At 66.6% G+C, this 16,537-nt stretch carries 15 protein-coding genes; 12 read left to right on the top strand and 3 right to left on the bottom strand.

The window, feature by feature from the left end; all coding sequences use genetic code 11:
* Window positions 1–62 precede the first annotated feature (62 nt).
* Genes ACZYSP_RS12150 through ACZYSP_RS12135 form a run of 4 tightly spaced genes read left to right on the top strand, consistent with a single transcriptional unit; the run spans window position 63 to window position 5,082 of the window.
* Window positions 63–1,076 carry an ABC transporter substrate-binding protein gene (locus ACZYSP_RS12150; protein WP_097200005.1) on the top strand — a complete coding sequence of 338 codons (1,014 nt, stop codon included), beginning with the start codon at window positions 63–65 and terminating at the stop codon, window positions 1,074–1,076.
* Complete coding sequence (locus ACZYSP_RS12145) at window positions 1,077–3,338, top strand: ABC transporter permease (RefSeq protein WP_489014332.1); 2,262 nt, start codon at window positions 1,077–1,079, stop codon at window positions 3,336–3,338. It begins immediately after the preceding gene.
* Window positions 3,339–3,354: 16 nt separating this feature from the next.
* A complete protein-coding gene (locus ACZYSP_RS12140) occupies window positions 3,355–4,407 on the top strand; it encodes an ABC transporter ATP-binding protein (protein ID WP_093048359.1) in 1,053 nt (350 codons plus the stop codon).
* 12 nt (window positions 4,408–4,419) lie between these two features.
* The gene (locus ACZYSP_RS12135) at window positions 4,420–5,082 is read left to right on the top strand and encodes an HAD family hydrolase (RefSeq protein WP_093075948.1); all 663 of its coding nucleotides are present in this window, start codon (window positions 4,420–4,422) and stop codon (window positions 5,080–5,082) included.
* Here the strand turns inward: ACZYSP_RS12135 and ACZYSP_RS12130 are convergent.
* On the bottom strand, window positions 5,028–5,696 hold the full coding sequence (locus tag ACZYSP_RS12130) for a lipocalin family protein (protein WP_093048363.1): 669 nt from the start codon (window positions 5,694–5,696) through the stop codon (window positions 5,028–5,030). The two genes, ACZYSP_RS12135 and ACZYSP_RS12130, sit on opposite strands and share 55 nt — an antisense overlap.
* 242 nt (window positions 5,697–5,938) lie before the next feature.
* Here ACZYSP_RS12130 and tal point away from each other — a divergent pair, with 242 nt between their 5' ends.
* The 3 genes from tal (at window position 5,939) to ACZYSP_RS12115 (ending at window position 8,923) form a co-directional block, all read left to right on the top strand.
* Window positions 5,939–6,895 (top strand): transaldolase, encoded by a 957-nt coding sequence (gene tal, locus ACZYSP_RS12125; RefSeq protein ID WP_093048365.1) that lies wholly within the window; start codon window positions 5,939–5,941, stop codon window positions 6,893–6,895.
* A 2-nt stretch (window positions 6,896–6,897) separates the two neighbouring features.
* Window positions 6,898–8,451, top strand: coding sequence for a glucose-6-phosphate isomerase (gene pgi / locus ACZYSP_RS12120; RefSeq protein WP_489014328.1), 1,554 nt, complete (start codon window positions 6,898–6,900; stop codon window positions 8,449–8,451).
* Window positions 8,452–8,590: 139 nt separating this feature from the next.
* A complete protein-coding gene (locus ACZYSP_RS12115) occupies window positions 8,591–8,923 on the top strand; it encodes a DUF805 domain-containing protein (RefSeq protein WP_093048371.1) in 333 nt (110 codons plus the stop codon).
* Between the two features lie 55 nt (window positions 8,924–8,978).
* On the opposite strand, the gene ACZYSP_RS12110 is transcribed toward ACZYSP_RS12115, so the two are convergent.
* Both ACZYSP_RS12110 and ACZYSP_RS12105 read right to left on the bottom strand, forming a co-directional pair.
* A complete protein-coding gene (locus ACZYSP_RS12110) occupies window positions 8,979–10,040 on the bottom strand; it encodes a 4-hydroxythreonine-4-phosphate dehydrogenase PdxA (RefSeq protein ID WP_489014326.1) in 1,062 nt (353 codons plus the stop codon).
* Window positions 10,041–10,084: 44 nt separating this feature from the next.
* Window positions 10,085–11,062 (bottom strand): Bug family tripartite tricarboxylate transporter substrate binding protein, encoded by a 978-nt coding sequence (locus ACZYSP_RS12105; protein WP_489014323.1) that lies wholly within the window; start codon window positions 11,060–11,062, stop codon window positions 10,085–10,087.
* A gap of 92 nt (window positions 11,063–11,154) precedes the next feature.
* Between ACZYSP_RS12105 and ACZYSP_RS12100 the strand changes: the two genes are divergently transcribed.
* From ACZYSP_RS12100 to ACZYSP_RS12080, 5 genes are all read left to right on the top strand, one after another.
* The gene (locus ACZYSP_RS12100) at window positions 11,155–12,084 is read left to right on the top strand and encodes a LysR family transcriptional regulator (protein WP_176928685.1); all 930 of its coding nucleotides are present in this window, start codon (window positions 11,155–11,157) and stop codon (window positions 12,082–12,084) included.
* Window positions 12,085–12,259: 175 nt separating this feature from the next.
* Complete coding sequence (locus ACZYSP_RS12095; protein WP_093048379.1) at window positions 12,260–13,570, top strand: ABC transporter substrate-binding protein; 1,311 nt, start codon at window positions 12,260–12,262, stop codon at window positions 13,568–13,570.
* 142 nt (window positions 13,571–13,712) lie between these two features.
* A complete protein-coding gene (locus ACZYSP_RS12090; RefSeq protein ID WP_093048382.1) occupies window positions 13,713–14,570 on the top strand; it encodes a carbohydrate ABC transporter permease in 858 nt (285 codons plus the stop codon).
* A gap of 13 nt (window positions 14,571–14,583) precedes the next feature.
* Complete coding sequence (locus tag ACZYSP_RS12085) at window positions 14,584–15,420, top strand: carbohydrate ABC transporter permease (RefSeq protein WP_093075940.1); 837 nt, start codon at window positions 14,584–14,586, stop codon at window positions 15,418–15,420.
* 17 nt (window positions 15,421–15,437) lie between these two features.
* Window positions 15,438–16,478 carry an ABC transporter ATP-binding protein gene (locus ACZYSP_RS12080; RefSeq protein ID WP_093172563.1) on the top strand — a complete coding sequence of 347 codons (1,041 nt, stop codon included), beginning with the start codon at window positions 15,438–15,440 and terminating at the stop codon, window positions 16,476–16,478.
* The last annotated feature ends 59 nt before the right edge of the window (window positions 16,479–16,537 follow it).

The raw sequence follows: 16,537 nt of genomic DNA, 5'->3' as shown, positions 1-16,537 counted from the left end.
TAAAGCTACGCTGCCCCATGGCCGCGAGGCCTTTTTTTATTGCACAGAGGTGGAGGGACCCAATGAAGAGCAAGATTCTCACCGCAGCCGCGCTGCTCGGCCTGTCGGCCGCCGCGTCGGCCCAGACCGTCAACGTGATCTGCTCGGTCCAGGCCGAGTGGTGCAACGTGATTTCCACCGTCTATGCCCGTACCACCGGCGTGCGCATCAACATGGCGCTCAAGGGCTCGGGTGAGGCGCTGGCCCAGCTGATTGCCGAGAAGGACAACCCCAAGACCGACATCTGGTTCGGCGGCACCGGCGACCCGCACCTGCAGGCGGCCGAGCAGGGTCTCACGCTCGAATACAAGTCGCCCACGCTGTCGCAGTTGCACCCCTGGGCCCAGCAGCAAGCCAAGCAGTCGGGCTACAAGACGGTCGGCATCTATTCGGGCCCGCTGGGCTTCGGCTACAACCCCGAGTTGCTGGCCAAGAAGAAGCTGCCCGTGCCCAAGACCTGGGCCGACCTGCTCAAGCCCGAATACAAGGGCGACATCCAGGTGGCCAACCCCGCATCGAGCGGCACGGCCTACACCATGATCGCCACGCTGGTGCAGATGATGGGCGAGGACAAGGCCTTCGACTACCTCAAGGCGCTGCACAAGAACGTGGGCCAGTACACCCGCTCGGGTACCGGCCCGATCAAGGCGGTGGCACGCGGCGAAACCGCGATCTCCATCAGCTTCGTGCACGACGGCCCTGGAGAGAAGATGCAGGGCTTTCCGGTCGAGACCATCACGCCGAGTGATGGCACCGGCGCCGAGATCGGCTCCATGAGCATCATCAAGGGCGCGCGCAACCTCGATGCCGCCAAGAAGTTCTACGAATGGGCACTGACGCCTGCCGCGCAGGAGCTGGGCGCCGCCAACAAGCAGTTCCAGCTGCCGAGCAACGTGAATGCCAAGCTCGACCCGCGCATCCCGGACTTCAAGAAGATCAAGTTCATCAACTACGACTACGCCAAGTACGGTGCCAGCGCCGAGCGCCGCCGCCTGATTGCGCGCTGGGAAAAAGACGTCAATTCGCTGCCGCGCTAAGTGGAAGCGCGTTCAGTCGCTGAAGGCGCGCCGGTCAATCCGGCGTCGCTGGCTGCCATCCGGCGCTCGCGGCGCTGGATCTGGGCGTGGGTCGCGCTGGGCTTTGCGGCGTACCTGCTGCTGCCCTGGTATGCGATCCAGGATGCCACCTGGTACGAGGCCGTTCCGCAGGTCTTCGGTCAGGCGGAGGGTGCCAACGGCCTCATGCAGGCGGCTACGCAGGGCCGCAGCTGGCTCTTCATCGGCCTTGCGGGGCTGGTGATGTGCGCCGTGGGCGCGTGGCTGCCAGCAGGCCGTGCGCAGGGGCGCTGGCTGCTGGCGGGCGGCGCGATCGGTGCCATCGGGCTTGCCGTCACGGGCTTTGCCATCGGCGCGCGGGGCTGGAGCTTTGCGGCGCTCAACGCGCAGTTCGGCGAGCTGGCCATCAACCAGTTCGGCATCGGCGCGGGTGGCTTCGTGGCGCTCACCGCGCTGGTGCTGCTGGCGGCCTTCGGCATTGCGCGGCTGGGCCTCTTCAAGGGCGACCTGTTCGTGTCTGCCGCGGTCGTCGGCTGCGGCGTGCTGATGGCGCTGTTCATTGCCTACCCGGTGAGCAAGGCGTTGTCCGGTGCGTTCTTCAATGAGGACGGGCAGTGGTCGATCACCGCGTTCGTCGCGCGCGTGTTCACCGAGCGCATCTGGGGCCTTGGCTGCCTCTCCGGCGGCGTGCGCTGCGGCGTGGCGTGGAACACGCTGGTGCTGGCCCTGCTCGCGGCGGCCGGCACCACCTTCCTCGGCACGCTGATGGCGCTGATGGCCGAGCGCGGCAGCAAGCGCGGGCAGGGCGCGCTGCGGGTGCTGGCGCTGCTGCCGATCATCACGCCGCCCTTCGTGGTGGGCCTCGGGCTCATCTTGCTGTTCGGCCGCGCCGGCATCGTCAACCAGGTGCTGGAGAACGTGTTCGGCATCGAGCCCACGCGCTGGTTCTACGGCATGCCGGGCGTGCTGGTGGCGCAGCTGTTCGCGTTCACGCCCATCGCCTTCATGATCATGCGCGGCGTGGTGCAGGGCATTGCGCCCAGCCTCGAGGAAGCTGCGCAGATGCTGCGCGCCGACCGCCGCCGCACCTTCTTCACCATCACGCTGCCGCTCTTGAAGCCGGGGCTGGCCAACGCCTTCCTGGTGGGCTTCATCGAGAGCATTGCCGACTTCGGCAACCCGGTGGTGGTGGGCGGGCAGTTCTCGGTGCTGTCGACCGACATCTTCTTTGCCATCGTCGGCGCGCAGTACGACCAGGGCCGCGCGGCCTCGCTGGCCTGGGTGCTCACGCTGTTCGCGCTCGGCGTGTTCGCGCTGCAGCGCGGCGTGCTGGGCAAGCAGAACTACACCACCGTGAGCGGCAAGGGCGACGCTGGCATCGCGATGGCGCTGCCCGACGGCGTGCGCCGCACCATCTACTGCATCGCCTTGCCGTGGATCGCGTTCACCGCCGTGGTGTACCTGTTCGCCTTCGCGGGCGGCTTCGTGCAGACCTGGGGACGCGACTACAGCTTCACGCTGAACCACTTCAAGAACGCCTTTGCGCTCGAGTGGGGGCAGTTCGGGCTGGTATGGGCGGGTACGGCGTGGAACTCGCTGATCACCACGCTCAAGCTGGCGGGCATCTCGGCGCCCATTACCGCGGCGCTGGGCCTGCTGATTGCGTGGCTGCTGGCGCGCAACGAGTTCAGGGGGCAGGGGCTGTTCGAGTTCGGCGCGCTGCTGGCCTTTGCGATTCCGGGCACGGTGCTGGGCGTGAGCTACATCCTGGCTTTCAACGTGCCGCCTTTCGAGCTCACGGGCACGGGGCTCATCATCGTGCTGTGCTTCATGTTCCGGAACCTGCCGGTGGGCGTGCGGGCCGGCACGGCGGCCTTCAAGCAGCTCGACCGCTCGCTCGACGAGGCTTCGCTGATGCTGCGCGCCTCGACCTCGCAGACGCTCTTCAAGGTGGTGCTGCCGCTGCTCAAGCCCGCGCTGGTGGCCGCGCTGGTCTACAGCTTCGTGCGCGCCATGACGACGGTGAGCGCGGTGATCTTCCTGGTCACGGCCGAGAACGAACTGGCCACCACCTACATCATCGGCCGCGTCGGCAACGGCGACTACGGCATCGCGCTGGCGTACTGCACGGTGCTCATGATCCTGATGTCGCTGGCCATTGCGCTGGTGCAGTGGGTGGTTGGGGAGCGCAAGCTTGGGCGGCGCAAGGCGGGTGTGCCGGTCGTGCCCGCGCCCGTGCATTGAAACGAGAGAAGAATCCATGAGCAACGGCATCGAATTCCGCAACGTCACCAAGCGCTACGGCGCGGACAAGAACGCGCCGCTGGCCGTCAAGGGCATCAGCTTCGAAGTACCGGTAGGCACGCTCACCACCATCCTCGGGCCCTCGGGCTGCGGCAAGACGACCACGCTGCGGATGATCGCTGGGCTCGAATCGCCGACCTCGGGCTCGATCTTCATGGGCGGGCGAGACGTCACCACGCTCGGCCCGGCCGAGCGCAACGTCAGCATGATGTTCCAGAGCTACGCGCTGTTCCCGCACATGAACGTGATCGAGAACGTGAGCTACGGCCTGCGCATGAGCGGTGTGAAGAAAGACGAGGCCACGTCGCGGGCGCGCGAGGCGCTGCGGGGCGTGGGCCTGGTCGGCTTCGACGAGCGGCTGCCCAGCGAGCTTTCGGGCGGCCAGCAGCAGCGCGTGGCGCTGGCGCGTGCGCTGGTGCTCGAACCGGCGGTGCTGCTGTTCGACGAGCCGCTGTCGAACCTCGATGCCCGGCTGCGCCGCGAGATGCGCGAGGAAATCCGCTCGCTGCAGCAGCGGCTGAAGCTCACGGTGGCCTACGTCACGCACGACCAGAGCGAGGCGCTGGCCGTGAGCGACCAGATCATCGTGATGGACCACGGCGTGATCGCCCAGCGCGGCACGCCCGAGCAACTCTACGGGCGGCCCGAGAGCGAGTTCGTCGCCGGCTTCATGGGCGAGGCGATGGTGTTTCCCGCCACGGCGCAAGCCGACGGCAGCGTGGCGCTCGGCCCGCTGCGCCTGCAGCCGCGCTACGCGGTGGCGCCCGGCACGGTGAAGGTGGCGGTGCGGCCCGAAGCCTGGCAGATCGGCGCCATTGGCGCGGCGGACGGCCTTCCGGCCACGCTGCGCAAGGCCGCCTACCTCGGCAGCTTCTACGAATACGGCTTCGACACCACACTGGGGCCGGTCTTCGTGGTGTCGACCGACCTGTCCCGGCCGCTGGCTGCCGGCGCGCAGGCCACGCTGTCCCTGGGAGCCCATGGCGTGAGCGTGGTGCCCGGCGCATGAAACAATGGCGCCATGAACGTGGTTTTCGACTTGGGCGCCGTGCTGTTCGCATGGGAGCCCACACGGCTGGTACAGGCCCATCTCTCCCAACACGCACCCACTGAAGCCGCCGCGGCCGCCTTGGGCAGGGCGCTTTTCCATCACGACGACTGGACGGGTTTCGACTGCGGCACCCGCACGCTGGACGACGCCATCGCCCGCATGACGGCGCGGCTTTCGCTGCCGGCCGAGCCGCTGCACGCCATGCTCGAAGGGCTGGGCGAGCGGCTGGAGCCCATCGGCGTCACGGTCGACATGCTCGAACAGCTGATTGCCCACCGCGAAGCCGGCCAGCCGCTGCGCCTGTATTACCTGTCGAACATGCCCGCGCCGTACGCCCGCGCCATCGAGCGCAAGCACGCCTTCATGCAGCGCTTCGACGGCGGCGTGTTCTCGGGGGACGTGAAGTTCCTCAAGCCCGAACGCGAGATCTACGAAGTGCTGGCGATGCGCTACCGCCTCGATCCGGCACAGACCGTGTTCATCGACGATTCGGCCGCCAACGTGGAGGCGGCGCGCGCCTTCGGCTGGCACGCCATCCACTGCACCGCGCCGGCCGTGCTGCCTTCGCAGCTGCAGCGCTACCTGCCGGTGAGCACCACCTTGTCGGTGTCGAACCCCAGGCTGCGGGCGTAGTCCAGTTCCGCGCGCAGCACGGCCTCGTCGAGGCGTGGCGCGCGCGACAGCACCCACAGGTATTGGCGGTCGGGCGTGCCGACCAGCGAAACCTGATAGTCGCGGTCGAGCTTCAGGATCCAGTAGTCGCCCCAGACCATCGGCAGCCAGCCGAGCCACGCTGGCGCAAATCGCACCTGGAGGCGCCCTGCGCCAGGCTGGCCTGCCACCGGCACCACGCGGGCAGCGCCGACGGCCTCGTCGAAGTTGCCGTCTTCCCGCACGCAGCGATTGAGCACCTGCACGGCGCCCCCAGGCTGCGGGGTGTATTCGGCGACCACGGGGCCGGCGCATTGTTTCTGGAAGCGGTTCGGCAGACGGGCCTGCTCGTGCCAGATGCCCGCATAGCGCTGCAGATCGACCGGCGCCACCACCTGCAGCGGCGCGCGCATCAGCGGTGCGCCGTCAGCCGGTCCGGCCGGCCGGGCGCGTGCGGTGCGCGCCGCGTCCATGGCGAACCAGGTGGCCACGCCGCCCACGACGAAGGCCGTGGCCATTGCGCCGATCGCATTGCTGGTGCGGCGGTCGTCGAAAGGCCGGACGGTGGTGGCGTCGGCGCGCGTGCGAGGGGTCATGAGGCACTCCTGAGGGATGAAGACATTCGGCGTAAAACTCAGGCTAGCCAAGGCCCGGGCACGCGCCCGTCAGCCACGGACCACAGGCGGTGTAGGGCGGGGAGGCCGGACAGCGGCGACAACCACACGGGCATCAGGCCGATGGAGCCGCGTGAAAACCCGTGCTACGGTGCGCATGAAAACATCGGCCGACGCGCAACTGCGTGCAGGACTTGTCACAACCCGCACTGGATAATGATTTCATGAACCAACTCGATGCCCTCCGCCAATGGACCACCGTCGTCGCCGACACCGGTGACTTCAAGCAGCTCAGCGTTTCCAAGCCACAGGACGCGACCACCAATCCCTCGCTGATCCTCAAGGCCGTGCAGAAGCCCGAATACCGGCCGCTGCTCGACGAGACAGTGAAGAAGCACGCGGGCAAGCCGCTCGACGAGGTCATCGACCGCCTGCTGGTGCGCTTCGGCACCGAAATCCTCTCAATCATCCCGGGCCGCGTGTCGACCGAAGTCGACGCCCGCCTGTCCTTCGACACGGCCGCGACCATTGCGCGCGGCGAGCGCATCGTGGCGCTCTACAAGGCCGAAGGCATCGACACCGAAAAACGCCTGCTCATCAAGGTGGCCTCCACCTGGGAAGGCATCGAGGCGGCGCGCGCCCTGGAGCAGAAGGGCATTCGCACCAACCTCACGCTGCTGTTCTCATTCGCGCAGGCCGTGGCCTGCGGCGCTGCGGGCGTGCAGCTCATCTCGCCCTTCGTGGGCCGCATCTACGACTGGTACAAGAAGTCCGCCGGCGCCAAGTGGGACGAGGCTGCGAGCGCCGGCGCGAACGACCCCGGCGTGAAGTCGGTGCGCGAAATCTTCAACTACTACAAGCAGCACGGCATCAAGACCGAAGTCATGGGCGCGAGCTTCCGCAATGTGGGACAGATCCAGGCGCTCGCCGGCTGCGACCTGCTGACCATCAGCCCCGAGCTGCTGGCCGAGCTGGCCGCCAGCAACGAGCCGCTGCAGCACGCGCTCGACGCCAAGGCTGCAACTGGCGGCGACGTCGCCAAGGTCAGCTACGACGAGGCGGGCTTCCGCTTTGCCCTGAACGAAGACGCCATGGCCACCGAGAAGCTCGCCGAAGGCATCCGCGCCTTCGCGGCCGACGCCGTGAAGCTCGAAAAGCTCATGCAGGAAAGCGGCAAGTAAACATGGCCATGACCCTTCGCTGCGATCGCGCGCCGGCCTGGGCGCAATTGCAGTCCAGCTTCGAAACCGCAGGCCGCCAGTTCGACGTGCGCCATGCCTTCGTGGACGACGCGGGCCGCTTCGCCCGCTTCAGCCAGGAGGCGCCGTATGTCTTCGCCGACCTGTCGAAGAACCTGATCGACGCGCGCACCGAAGAGCTGCTGCTCGAGCTGGCCCGCGAGTGCGGCCTCGAGGCTCACCGCGACGCCATGTTCGCCGGCGAGCACATCAACAACACCGAAGACCGCGCCGTGCTGCACACGCTGCTGCGCGCGCCGGCCGATGCGCCGACCGGCCCGAAGACCGCGCACGAGCTGCGGGAAGTGCACGCCACGCTCGACGCGATGCTGGCCTATGCCGAGAAGGTGCGCGCCGACCACACGATCACCGACGTGGTCAACATCGGTATCGGCGGCTCCGACCTCGGCCCGCAGATGGCGGTGCTGGCGCTGGCCGAATTCGCCGCGCCGGGCAAGCGCTTTCACTTCGTCTCGAACGTCGACGGCCATGAGCTGGCGGGCGTGCTGCAGGGCCTCGCGCCCGAGCACACGCTGTTCCTCATTGCCTCGAAGACCTTCACCACGGCCGAGACGATGACCAATGCGCTTTCTGCCAAGCGCTGGTACGAGCAATCGGGCGGCACCGACATCGCGGGCCACTTCGCGGCGCTCACCACCAATGTGGAAGCGGCGAAGAAGTTCGGCATCGACACCACCTTCGGCTTCTGGGACTGGGTGGGCGGCCGCTATTCGCTGTGGTCGGCCATCGGCCTGCCGATTGCGCTGGCCATCGGCGCCGACGGCTTCCGCCGGCTGCTGGCGGGCGCGCATGCAATGGACGAGCACTTCCGCACGGCACCGCTCGCGCAGAACCTGCCGGTGCGGCTGGGCCTGCTCGACGTCTGGTATCGCAACTTCCACAAGTTCACGAGCCGCAGCATCGCGCCGTACCACAGCGCGCTGAAGCGCGTGCCGGCCTACCTGCAGCAGCTCGAGATGGAAAGCAACGGCAAGCAGGTCGATGCCAGCGGCAAGCCGGTGGCCTTCGGCACTTCGCCTGTGCTATGGGGCGAGCCCGGCACCAACGGGCAGCACGCCTACTTCCAGATGCTGCACCAGGGCACAGACGTGATCCCGCTCGAATTCGTGGCGGTGCGCGATGCCTCTCACGACCTCGAAGGCCATCACCCCAAGCTGCTGGCCAATGCGCTCGCGCAGGCGCAGGCGCTGATGGTGGGCAAGCTCGACGAGGGCGGCCACAAGAACTTTCCGGGCAACCGGCCGAGCACCTTCTTCGTGTTCGAAAAGCTCACGCCCGAATCGCTGGGTGCCTTCCTCGCGATGTACGAGCACCGCGTGTTCACCAGCGGTGCGCTGTGGGGTATCAACAGTTTCGACCAGTGGGGCGTGGAGCTCGGCAAGGTGCTCGCAAAGGACATCGAACCGCGCCTCGCATCGGGCGATGTCATGGGGCTCGATGCATCGACCGCGGGCCTGCTGAAGCGGCTGGGCAGCTGAATCGGGCCGCTGGCAAGCCAATTCATAACCCGTTTGTTTGCAGGCCGGCTATCGCTTCTAGCCGAGTTTGCCGTTGAAAGACGCATCTATATGATGGCCCGGGGAAATTTCCCTGGGACCAATCAAGAGGAGTCGATCAATGAATTTTCAAACAGCGGTCAAGACCTGTCTGAACAAGTACGTGGATTTCAGCGGGCGCGCCTCGCGCTCGGAGTTCTGGTGGTTCGTGCTTGGACAGCTGGTCATTCTCATCGTGGCAAGCCTGATCCATCGGTTCGTGTACGGCATCGCGGCCCTGGCCCTGCTGCTGCCCGCGCTGGCCGTGGGAGCGCGCCGCCTGCACGACATCGGCAAGAGCGGCTGGTTTCTGCTGCTGGCGCTCATCCCGCTCGTCAACCTCGTGCTGATCTATTTCTACGTGCAGCCGACGCAACCCGAGTCGAACAGCTACGGCGAACCACCGACCGCCTGAGTTTTTAAAAAAGGGCCGCGCAAGCGGCCCTTTTTGTTTGGTCCTGCCGAGAGACTCACGCAGTTACTGCCTGTGCGGCCGTGCGCGCCGGCGCGCCGCTCGCCATGCGCACACACAGGTCGAAGGCCTGCTGCAGCCCTTCGATCTTCGCAATGCCCTGGCCCGCGATGTCGAAGGCACTGCCGCTGGCCGACGTGGCCACCGGCACCGGCAGGCCGCCGTGCAGCGTCACGCCCTGCTCGAAGCCCATGAGCTTCATCGCGATCTGGCCCTGGTCGTGGTACATCGACACCACCGCATCGACGTCGCCGCGCCGCGCGCCGATGAACACCGTGTCGGGCGAGAACGGGCCGCGCGCGTCGAAGCCCTCGGCGCGCAGCTGTTCGACGGCGGGCGCGATGATCTCGATTTCTTCCATGCCGATGGAGCCCCCGTCGCCCGCGTGCGGGTTGAGCCCCGTCACCGCGATGCGCGGATGCGCCACGCCTGCGCGGCGCAGTGCCGACGAGATGATCTTCACGGCGTCGCTCACGCCTTGCACGGTGATGTGGCTCGCCACGTCCTTCAGCGGAATGTGCGATGTCACGCGCGAGGTCCAGAGCGATCCTGTGAGGTTGAACTCGCAGACGAAGCCCGTCACCGCAAAGCGCTCCTGCATGTAGCGCAGTTCGTCTTCATGCACGAGGCCGCCCAGGCGCAGCGAATGCTTGTTGAGCGGCGCAAAGAGAATGCCTTCGGCCTGCCCGCGCCGCACCGCCAGCGTGGCCAGCTCCAGCGCCTCGAACGAGGCCCGGCCCGACTGTTCATTCGACTCTCCCATCACCGGCTCAAGGCCCTCCATCCAGTCGCGCGTGAGCAGGCTGGGGCGGCCGTCTTCGAAGCGCAGCGTGTCGAGGTTCTCGACCTGCAGCGGGTCCAGCTTCACGCCCGCCGCGCGCTCGCCCGCGGCCAGCACGATCGGGTCGGCAATCAGCAGCACGCGCGCGGCGTCCAGGTTGCGCTGGCGCGCCAGCAGCTTCACGGCCATTTCGGGGCCGACGCCGCTGGGGTCGCCCAGCAGCACGACGATGCGGGGTTTGGCGGAGATCACGCTCGAGGTCTTGGTAGTGGTGGACATGGTGTGGCTCGGATGCAAGTTGAATGAAAAGGGAGCGGGCCGGTTCATTCGGCCTTGATGTTGGCGTCGCGCACGAGCTGGCCGTAGTGGTCGAACTCCTGCTTGTTCATTGCCGCAAAGGGTTCGCCGGTGAGCGCGCCGGGCTCGCCGCCCAGGGCCTTGATGCGCGTCTGCACGTCGGCCAGCTTCAGCGTGCGCGTGAGCTCGGCGCTCAGCCGCTCGACCGCGGGGCGCGGCGTGCCGGCCGTGACGTAGAGGCCGTACCAGGTGGACACGTCGGCGCCCTTGATGCCCTGCTCGGCCAGCGTGGGCACGTCGGGCAGCTCGGGCGAGCGTTGCGGCGCGCTTACGGCCAATGCGCGGAACTTGCCGGCCTTGATCTGGCCCATGGCCGAGGAGGTGCTGTCGAACATCATGTCGACCTCGCCCGCGATGATGTCGATGTGCGCCTGCGAGCTGCCCTTGTAGGGCACGTGGATCGACTTCATGCCGGTGGCCAGGTTGAAGGCCTCGCCGCCCACGTGCTGCGTGCTGCCGATGCCCGACGAGGCGTACTTGAAGCCGCCCGGCTTGGCCGCCATGGCCGTCACCAGGTCCTTCACCGACTTGTAGGGCGAGCTGGCCGACACCACCAGCACGTTGGGCATCACGGCCACCAGGCCCACGGGCTGCAGGTCTTTCAGCGGGTCGTACTTGAGCTTGAGGATGTGGGGCGCCACAGCCTGCGCAGTGTTGGTGGCCAGCAGCAGCGTGGCGCCGTCGGCCGGCGCGCGGGCTGTGAGTTCGCCGGCGATGGTGTTGGAGGCGCCGGGCCGGTTCTCGACCACCACGGTTTGCTTGAGCGCGGGCGAGAACTTGTCGGCCAGCACGCGCGCCAGGATGTCGGTGCCGCCGCCGGGAGAGGCGCCGACCATGATGCGCATCGGCTTGTCGGGGTAGCTCGACTGCGCACCGGCCGCTGACACGGCCAGCAGGGCGGCTGCAGCCAGCCCCGCCGCGCGGGCGAGAGAGGGAAATTTCATCGGGTGTCTCCTGCTTGTAATGAGCCCGAGCGTACGGAGCTTCTCCCTCGCGATCCAATCGTAAAAGCCTGAAGCTCCATATACTTTTGCATATGACTTCCGGACTGACCGATGCCTCGCTGATGCTCCACGTGCGGCCGCGCCAGCTGTTGCTGCTGGCCCGGCTCGATGCCCATCGCCACCTTGGCCGGGCGGCCGAGGCCATGAACATCAGCCAGCCTGCCGCCACCAAGCTGCTGCAGCAACTCGAAGATTCACTCGGCGAGAAGCTCTTCGAGCGCCTGGCGCGCGGCATGGAGCCCACGCCCTACGGCGACATCCTCATCCGCTACGCGCGCCGCGTGCTCAGCGACTTCGGCACCGCCCGCGAGGAGATGCTGGCCCTGCGCTCGGGCCTGAGCGGCGCCCTGCGCGTGGGCAGCGTGCCGGGTGCTGTGCCCGAACTGCTGGCGCCGGCGCTGGTGGAGTACCGCCGCCGCCACCCGCAGGTGGCCGTGTCGGTGGTGGTGGAGACCAGCGACGTGATCCAGGCGCAGCTGGAGCAGGGCGACGTCGATCTCGTGCTGGGCCGCCTCACCGAGAGCCATGACGAGGCGAAGTACGCGAGCGTGCCGCTGCTAGGCGAGTCGATGGTGGTCGTGGTGCGCACCGCGCACCCGGTGTTCGAGCGCGCCACCGTCACGCTGGCCGGCATGGCGAACTGGTCGTGGGTGCTGCAGCCGCCGGGCTCGCCGCAGCGCGGGCGCTTCGAGGCGGCGATGCGCGAGGCCGGTATCCAGGCGCGGCTCGACATCATCGAAACGGCATCGCCCATCGCCATTACCGCCTTGCTCGAGAACTCCGATATGGCGGCCGTGATGCCCGCCTCGCAGGCCAACCACTACGCCCGATTGGGCGTGCTGCGCACCGTGCCGGTGGAGCTGCCGGTGCGCGTGCCGCCGATCTGCCTGATCACGCGGGAAGACCGGGCGCTGTCGCCGGCGGCCGCGCAGTTCCGCCGTCAGCTGCTGGGCGGCGCCTGAGGCCTTTGGGATGCCGTTTTCCATGCTGTATTGCATCAACTAGGGAATTCACTAGCCAACTGGCGCATGAAAGTACTGGTGGTGGCTGTCGAAGTACCAAAACTGCAAGCGCGTTTCTCCAGAATCCGGCCACGGCGACCCGACAAGAGGGCGTCGCTCACCTCTAGGAGACAACATGAAGCGTTTTCTGAAAGCGGGCCTCGTCCTCGCACTCATCGGCTCGGGCGTCGTGTCCCAGGCCGCCACCGAACTCGTGATCGCGACCGTGAACAACGGCCACATGATCGAGATGCAGAAGCTCACACCCTTCTTCGAAAAAGCGAACCCCGACATCAAGCTCAAGTGGGTCACGCTGGAAGAAGGCACGCTGCGCCAGCGCGTGACCACCGACATCGCCACCAAGGGCGGCCAGTTCGACGTGATGACCATCGGCCTGTACGAGACGCCGATCTGGTCGAAGAAGGGCTGGCTCAAGCCCATTGCCACCGATGCCGCCTATGACATCGACGACCTGCTGCCCGCCATCCGCGACGGCCTGTCGACCGACGGCAAGCTCTACGCCGCGCCCTTCTACGGCGAGAGCTCGATGCTCATGTACCGCAAGGACCTGGCCGACAAGGTGGGCGTGAAGTTCTCCGACCAGCCGACCTGGGCGCAGGTGAAGGAGTTCGCCGACAAGGCCAACGACCCGAAGGCGGGCGTGTACGGCATGTGCCTGCGCGGCAAGCCGGGCTGGGGCGACAACATGGCCTTCCTGACCACGCTGGTCAACACCAACGGCGGCCAGTGGTTCGACATGCAGTGGAAGCCGCAGATCGACACCAAGGCCTGGAAGGACGCGATCACCTTCTACGTCGACATGATGAAGAAGGACGGCCCTCCGGGCGCATCGGCCAACAGCTTCAACGAGAACCTTGCCCTCTTCAACGAAGGCAAGTGCGCGGCCTGGGTCGACGCGACCATCGCGGCCTCGTTCATCAGCGACCCGAAGCAGTCGAAGGTGGCCGACAAGGTGGCCTTCGCGCAGGCACCGACCGCCTCCACGCCGAAGGGCGCCAACTGGCTGTGGTCGTGGAACCTCGCCATTCCGGCCAGCTCGACCAAGGACGACGCGGCGCAGAAGTTCATCAAGTGGGCCACCTCCAAGGAATACATCAACCTCGTGGCCAAGGAAACCGGCTGGGCCTCGGTGCCGACAGGCACGCGCAAGTCGACCTATGCGAACCCCGAGTTCCAGAAGGTCGCCAAGTTCGCCGCTGCAGAGAAGAAGGCGATCGACAGCGCGAACCTCACCGACAGCACCTTGCCGAAGTCGCCGTACGTCGGCGTGCAGTACGCGGCCATTCCTGAGTTCCAGGCCATCGGCGTGGCGGTGGGCCAGCAGATGAGCGCGGCGCTGTCGGGCAAGGTCACCGTGGACCAGGCGCTGAAGACTTCGCAGACGGCCGCCGAGCGTGAGATGAAGAAGGCCGGGTACTACAAGTAACCCGCTTCCTTCCCCTCTCCCCTCGGGGAGAGGGCCAGGGTGAGGGGGCAGCAGCGCGTGCGTCGCCGACGCCGCTTGCCCTCACCCCAACCCTCTCCCGCAAGCGGGAGAGGGGGCAACAGCCCCCGGAGAGGAACACAAAATGAAAAGACTCCTGCCCCGCGCCCTCATGGCGCCCGCGGTGCTCACGCTCTTCCTCTGGATGATCGTGCCGCTCGTGATGACGTTGTACTTCTCGTTCGTCAACTACAACCTCATGCAGCCCGGTGAACGCACCTTCGCGGGCATCGAGAACTTTCACTACTTCATCACCGACCCGGACTTCTGGCCGGCCACGTGGAACACGCTGCTGCTGATCGGCAGCGTGATCGTCATCACGGTGGTGTTCGGCGTGCTGCTCGCACTGCTGGTGAACGAGCCCTTTCCGGGGCGCGGCATCGTGCGGGTGCTGCTGATCTCGCCGTTCTTCGTCATGCCTGCGGTCAATGCGCTGCTGTGGAAGCACATGATGATGAACCCCATCTACGGCGTGCTGGCCGACGTGTGGCGCGCCTTCGGCGCACAGCCGGTCGACTGGCTCACCGACGTGCCGCTGCTGTCGGTGATCATCATGGTGGCCTGGCAGTGGCTGCCTTTTGCCTGCCTGATCTTCATCACTTCGCTGCAGTCGCTCGACCGCGAGCAGATGGAAGCCGCGCGCATGGACGGCGCGAGCTCGTTCCAGCGCTTCTTCTATCTCACCATTCCGCACCTCGCGCGCCCCATGGCGGTGGTGATCATGATCGAGATGATCTTCCTGCTCAGCGTGTTCGCCGAGATTGCCATCACCACCAATGGCGGCCCGGGCAACGAGAGCACGAACATGACCTACATGATCTTCAAGCAGTCGCTCATGAACTTCGACGTGGGCGTGGCCTCGGCCGGCGCGCTGTTCGCGGTGGTGCTGGCCAACATCGTGGCCGTGTTCCTCATCCGGATCATCGGCAAGAACCTCGACTGAGGAGCAACACGCCATGCAACAACAACAAGCCCCCAGCAACTTCCTGCCCCAGGCCATTCGCACCGTGGGCGCGTGGGCCGTCACGCTGCTGCTGTTCTTTCCGCTCGGCTGGCTGTTTCTCACGGCCTTCAAGACTGAGCTGCAGGCCATTCACGTGCCGCCGCTGTTCATCTTCGAGCCCACGCTCGGCAACTTCAGCGAAGTGCAGCGCCGCAGCGACTACCTGCTGTACGCGCGCAACTCGCTCATCACCAGCCTGGGCTCGACCATCCTCGGCCTGCTGATCGCGGCGCCCGCCGCGTACTCGATGGCCTTCTTCCGCACGAAGAAGACGCGCGACATCCTGATGTGGATGCTCTCCACCAAGATGATGCCGGCCGTGGGCGCGCTGGTGCCCATCTACGTGATCGCGCAGACAGCGGGCATGCTGGATTCGCTCACCGCGCTGACCATCGTGTTCACGTTGTCGAACCTGCCGATCATGGTGTGGATGCTCTACAGCGCCTACAAAGATATTCCGCCCGAGATCCTGGAGGCCGCGCGCATGGACGGCGCCAACCTCTGGACCGAGTTCCGACACGTCGTGATGCCGCTGTCGGTGGGCGGGCTCGCATCGACCGGCCTTCTGTGCCTGGTGCTGAGCTGGAACGAGGCCTTCTGGGCGTTGAACCTCACCTCCGCCAAGGCCGGCACGCTGGCCACGCTGATCGCCTCGTACTCCAGCCCCGAGGGCCTGTTCTGGGCCAAGTTGTCGGCGGCTTCGCTGATGGCCATTGCGCCCATCGTCGTGTTCGGCTGGTTCAGCCAGAAGCAACTCGTCCAAGGCCTGACCTTCGGCGCCGTCAAGTAAAGAAAGGGAGACATCTCATGGCCTACCTCGAACTCAAGAACATCAAGAAGAGCTTTGGTGAAGTCAACATCATCAAGGGCGTCGACCTGCAGATCCAGAAGGGCGAGTTCATCGTCTTCGTCGGGCCTTCGGGCTGCGGCAAGTCGACGCTGCTGCGGCTGATTGCCGGGCTCGAGCCCATCACCAGCGGCAACCTGCTGCTCGACGGCAAGGACATCACCTGGGCGCCTTCTGGCAAGCGCGACCTTGCGATGGTGTTCCAGAGCTACGCGCTCTATCCGCACATGAGCGTGTACGACAACATGTCGTTCGCGCTGAAGCTCGCGGGTGTGTCCAAGAGCGAGATCAAGACCAAGGTCGATCATGCGGCGAAGACGCTCAACCTCACTCAGTACCTCGACCGCACGCCCAAGGACCTGTCGGGCGGCCAGCGCCAGCGCGTGGCCATCGGCCGCGCCATCGTGCGCGCGCCCAAGGTGTTCCTGTTCGACGAGCCGCTGTCGAACCTCGACGCGGCGCTGCGCGGCAACACGCGGGTCGAAATCCACAAGCTGCACCGCGCACTCGGTGCGACCACCATCTACGTGACGCACGACCAGGTCGAGGCCATGACGCTGGCCGACCGCGTGGTGGTGCTGAAAGACGGGCTCATCGAGCAGGTCGGCACGCCGCTGGAGCTGTACGACCACCCGGCCAACCAGTTCGTCGCGCAGTTCATCGGCATGCCGTCGATGAACATGGTGGCCGCCAATGCCATTCCCAGCTTCTCGGCCGCCACCGGCGGCAGGCTGCCCGCCGACGGCTTCCTGGGCGTGCGGCCCGAGGGCCTGCGCGTGCATCCGAAGCAGGGCGCGCCGGTGAGCGACGTGCAGGGCCGCGTCGAGCTGATCGAGGCGCTGGGCGCCGACACGCTCATCCACGTCGACGTGGGCGGCGTGCCCCTCATCGCACGGCAGAACGACCGCACGCCGCTGCAGGCCGGCGACGACGTGGCCGTGGAGCTCGACCCGTCGGTGCTGCATCTCTTCAACCGCGAAGGCCGTTCGGTCGCCGCGTGACCTTCATTTTTCTTCTACCGTCTTTTCAACGGACATTCCCGTGACCATCGCGCAAATTC

This window comes from Variovorax sp. F042 (assembly GCF_057814215.1).
Note: the sequence above shows the minus strand (reverse complement) of the source record. Positions and strands in the feature narration are given on the sequence as shown.

Bases quoted from the DNA above. Each gene is read 5' to 3' on its own strand.
- ACZYSP_RS12150 (WP_097200005.1), top strand. From the start codon at position 63: ATGAAGAGCAAGATTCTCACCGCAGCCGCGCTGCTCGGCCTGTCGGCC.
- ACZYSP_RS12140 (WP_093048359.1), top strand. From the start codon at position 3,355: ATGAGCAACGGCATCGAATTCCGCAACGTCACCAAGCGCTACGGCGCG.
- ACZYSP_RS12135 (WP_093075948.1), top strand. From the start codon at position 4,420: ATGAACGTGGTTTTCGACTTGGGCGCCGTGCTGTTCGCATGGGAGCCC.
- ACZYSP_RS12130 (WP_093048363.1), bottom strand. From the start codon at position 5,696: ATGACCCCTCGCACGCGCGCCGACGCCACCACCGTCCGGCCTTTCGAC.
- tal (WP_093048365.1), top strand. From the start codon at position 5,939: ATGAACCAACTCGATGCCCTCCGCCAATGGACCACCGTCGTCGCCGAC.
- pgi (WP_489014328.1), top strand. From the start codon at position 6,898: ATGGCCATGACCCTTCGCTGCGATCGCGCGCCGGCCTGGGCGCAATTG.
- ACZYSP_RS12115 (WP_093048371.1), top strand. From the start codon at position 8,591: ATGAATTTTCAAACAGCGGTCAAGACCTGTCTGAACAAGTACGTGGAT.
- ACZYSP_RS12110 (WP_489014326.1), bottom strand. From the start codon at position 10,040: ATGTCCACCACTACCAAGACCTCGAGCGTGATCTCCGCCAAACCCCGC.
- ACZYSP_RS12105 (WP_489014323.1), bottom strand. From the start codon at position 11,062: ATGAAATTTCCCTCTCTCGCCCGCGCGGCGGGGCTGGCTGCAGCCGCC.
- ACZYSP_RS12100 (WP_176928685.1), top strand. From the start codon at position 11,155: ATGACTTCCGGACTGACCGATGCCTCGCTGATGCTCCACGTGCGGCCG.
- ACZYSP_RS12095 (WP_093048379.1), top strand. From the start codon at position 12,260: ATGAAGCGTTTTCTGAAAGCGGGCCTCGTCCTCGCACTCATCGGCTCG.
- ACZYSP_RS12090 (WP_093048382.1), top strand. From the start codon at position 13,713: ATGAAAAGACTCCTGCCCCGCGCCCTCATGGCGCCCGCGGTGCTCACG.
- ACZYSP_RS12085 (WP_093075940.1), top strand. From the start codon at position 14,584: ATGCAACAACAACAAGCCCCCAGCAACTTCCTGCCCCAGGCCATTCGC.
- ACZYSP_RS12080 (WP_093172563.1), top strand. From the start codon at position 15,438: ATGGCCTACCTCGAACTCAAGAACATCAAGAAGAGCTTTGGTGAAGTC.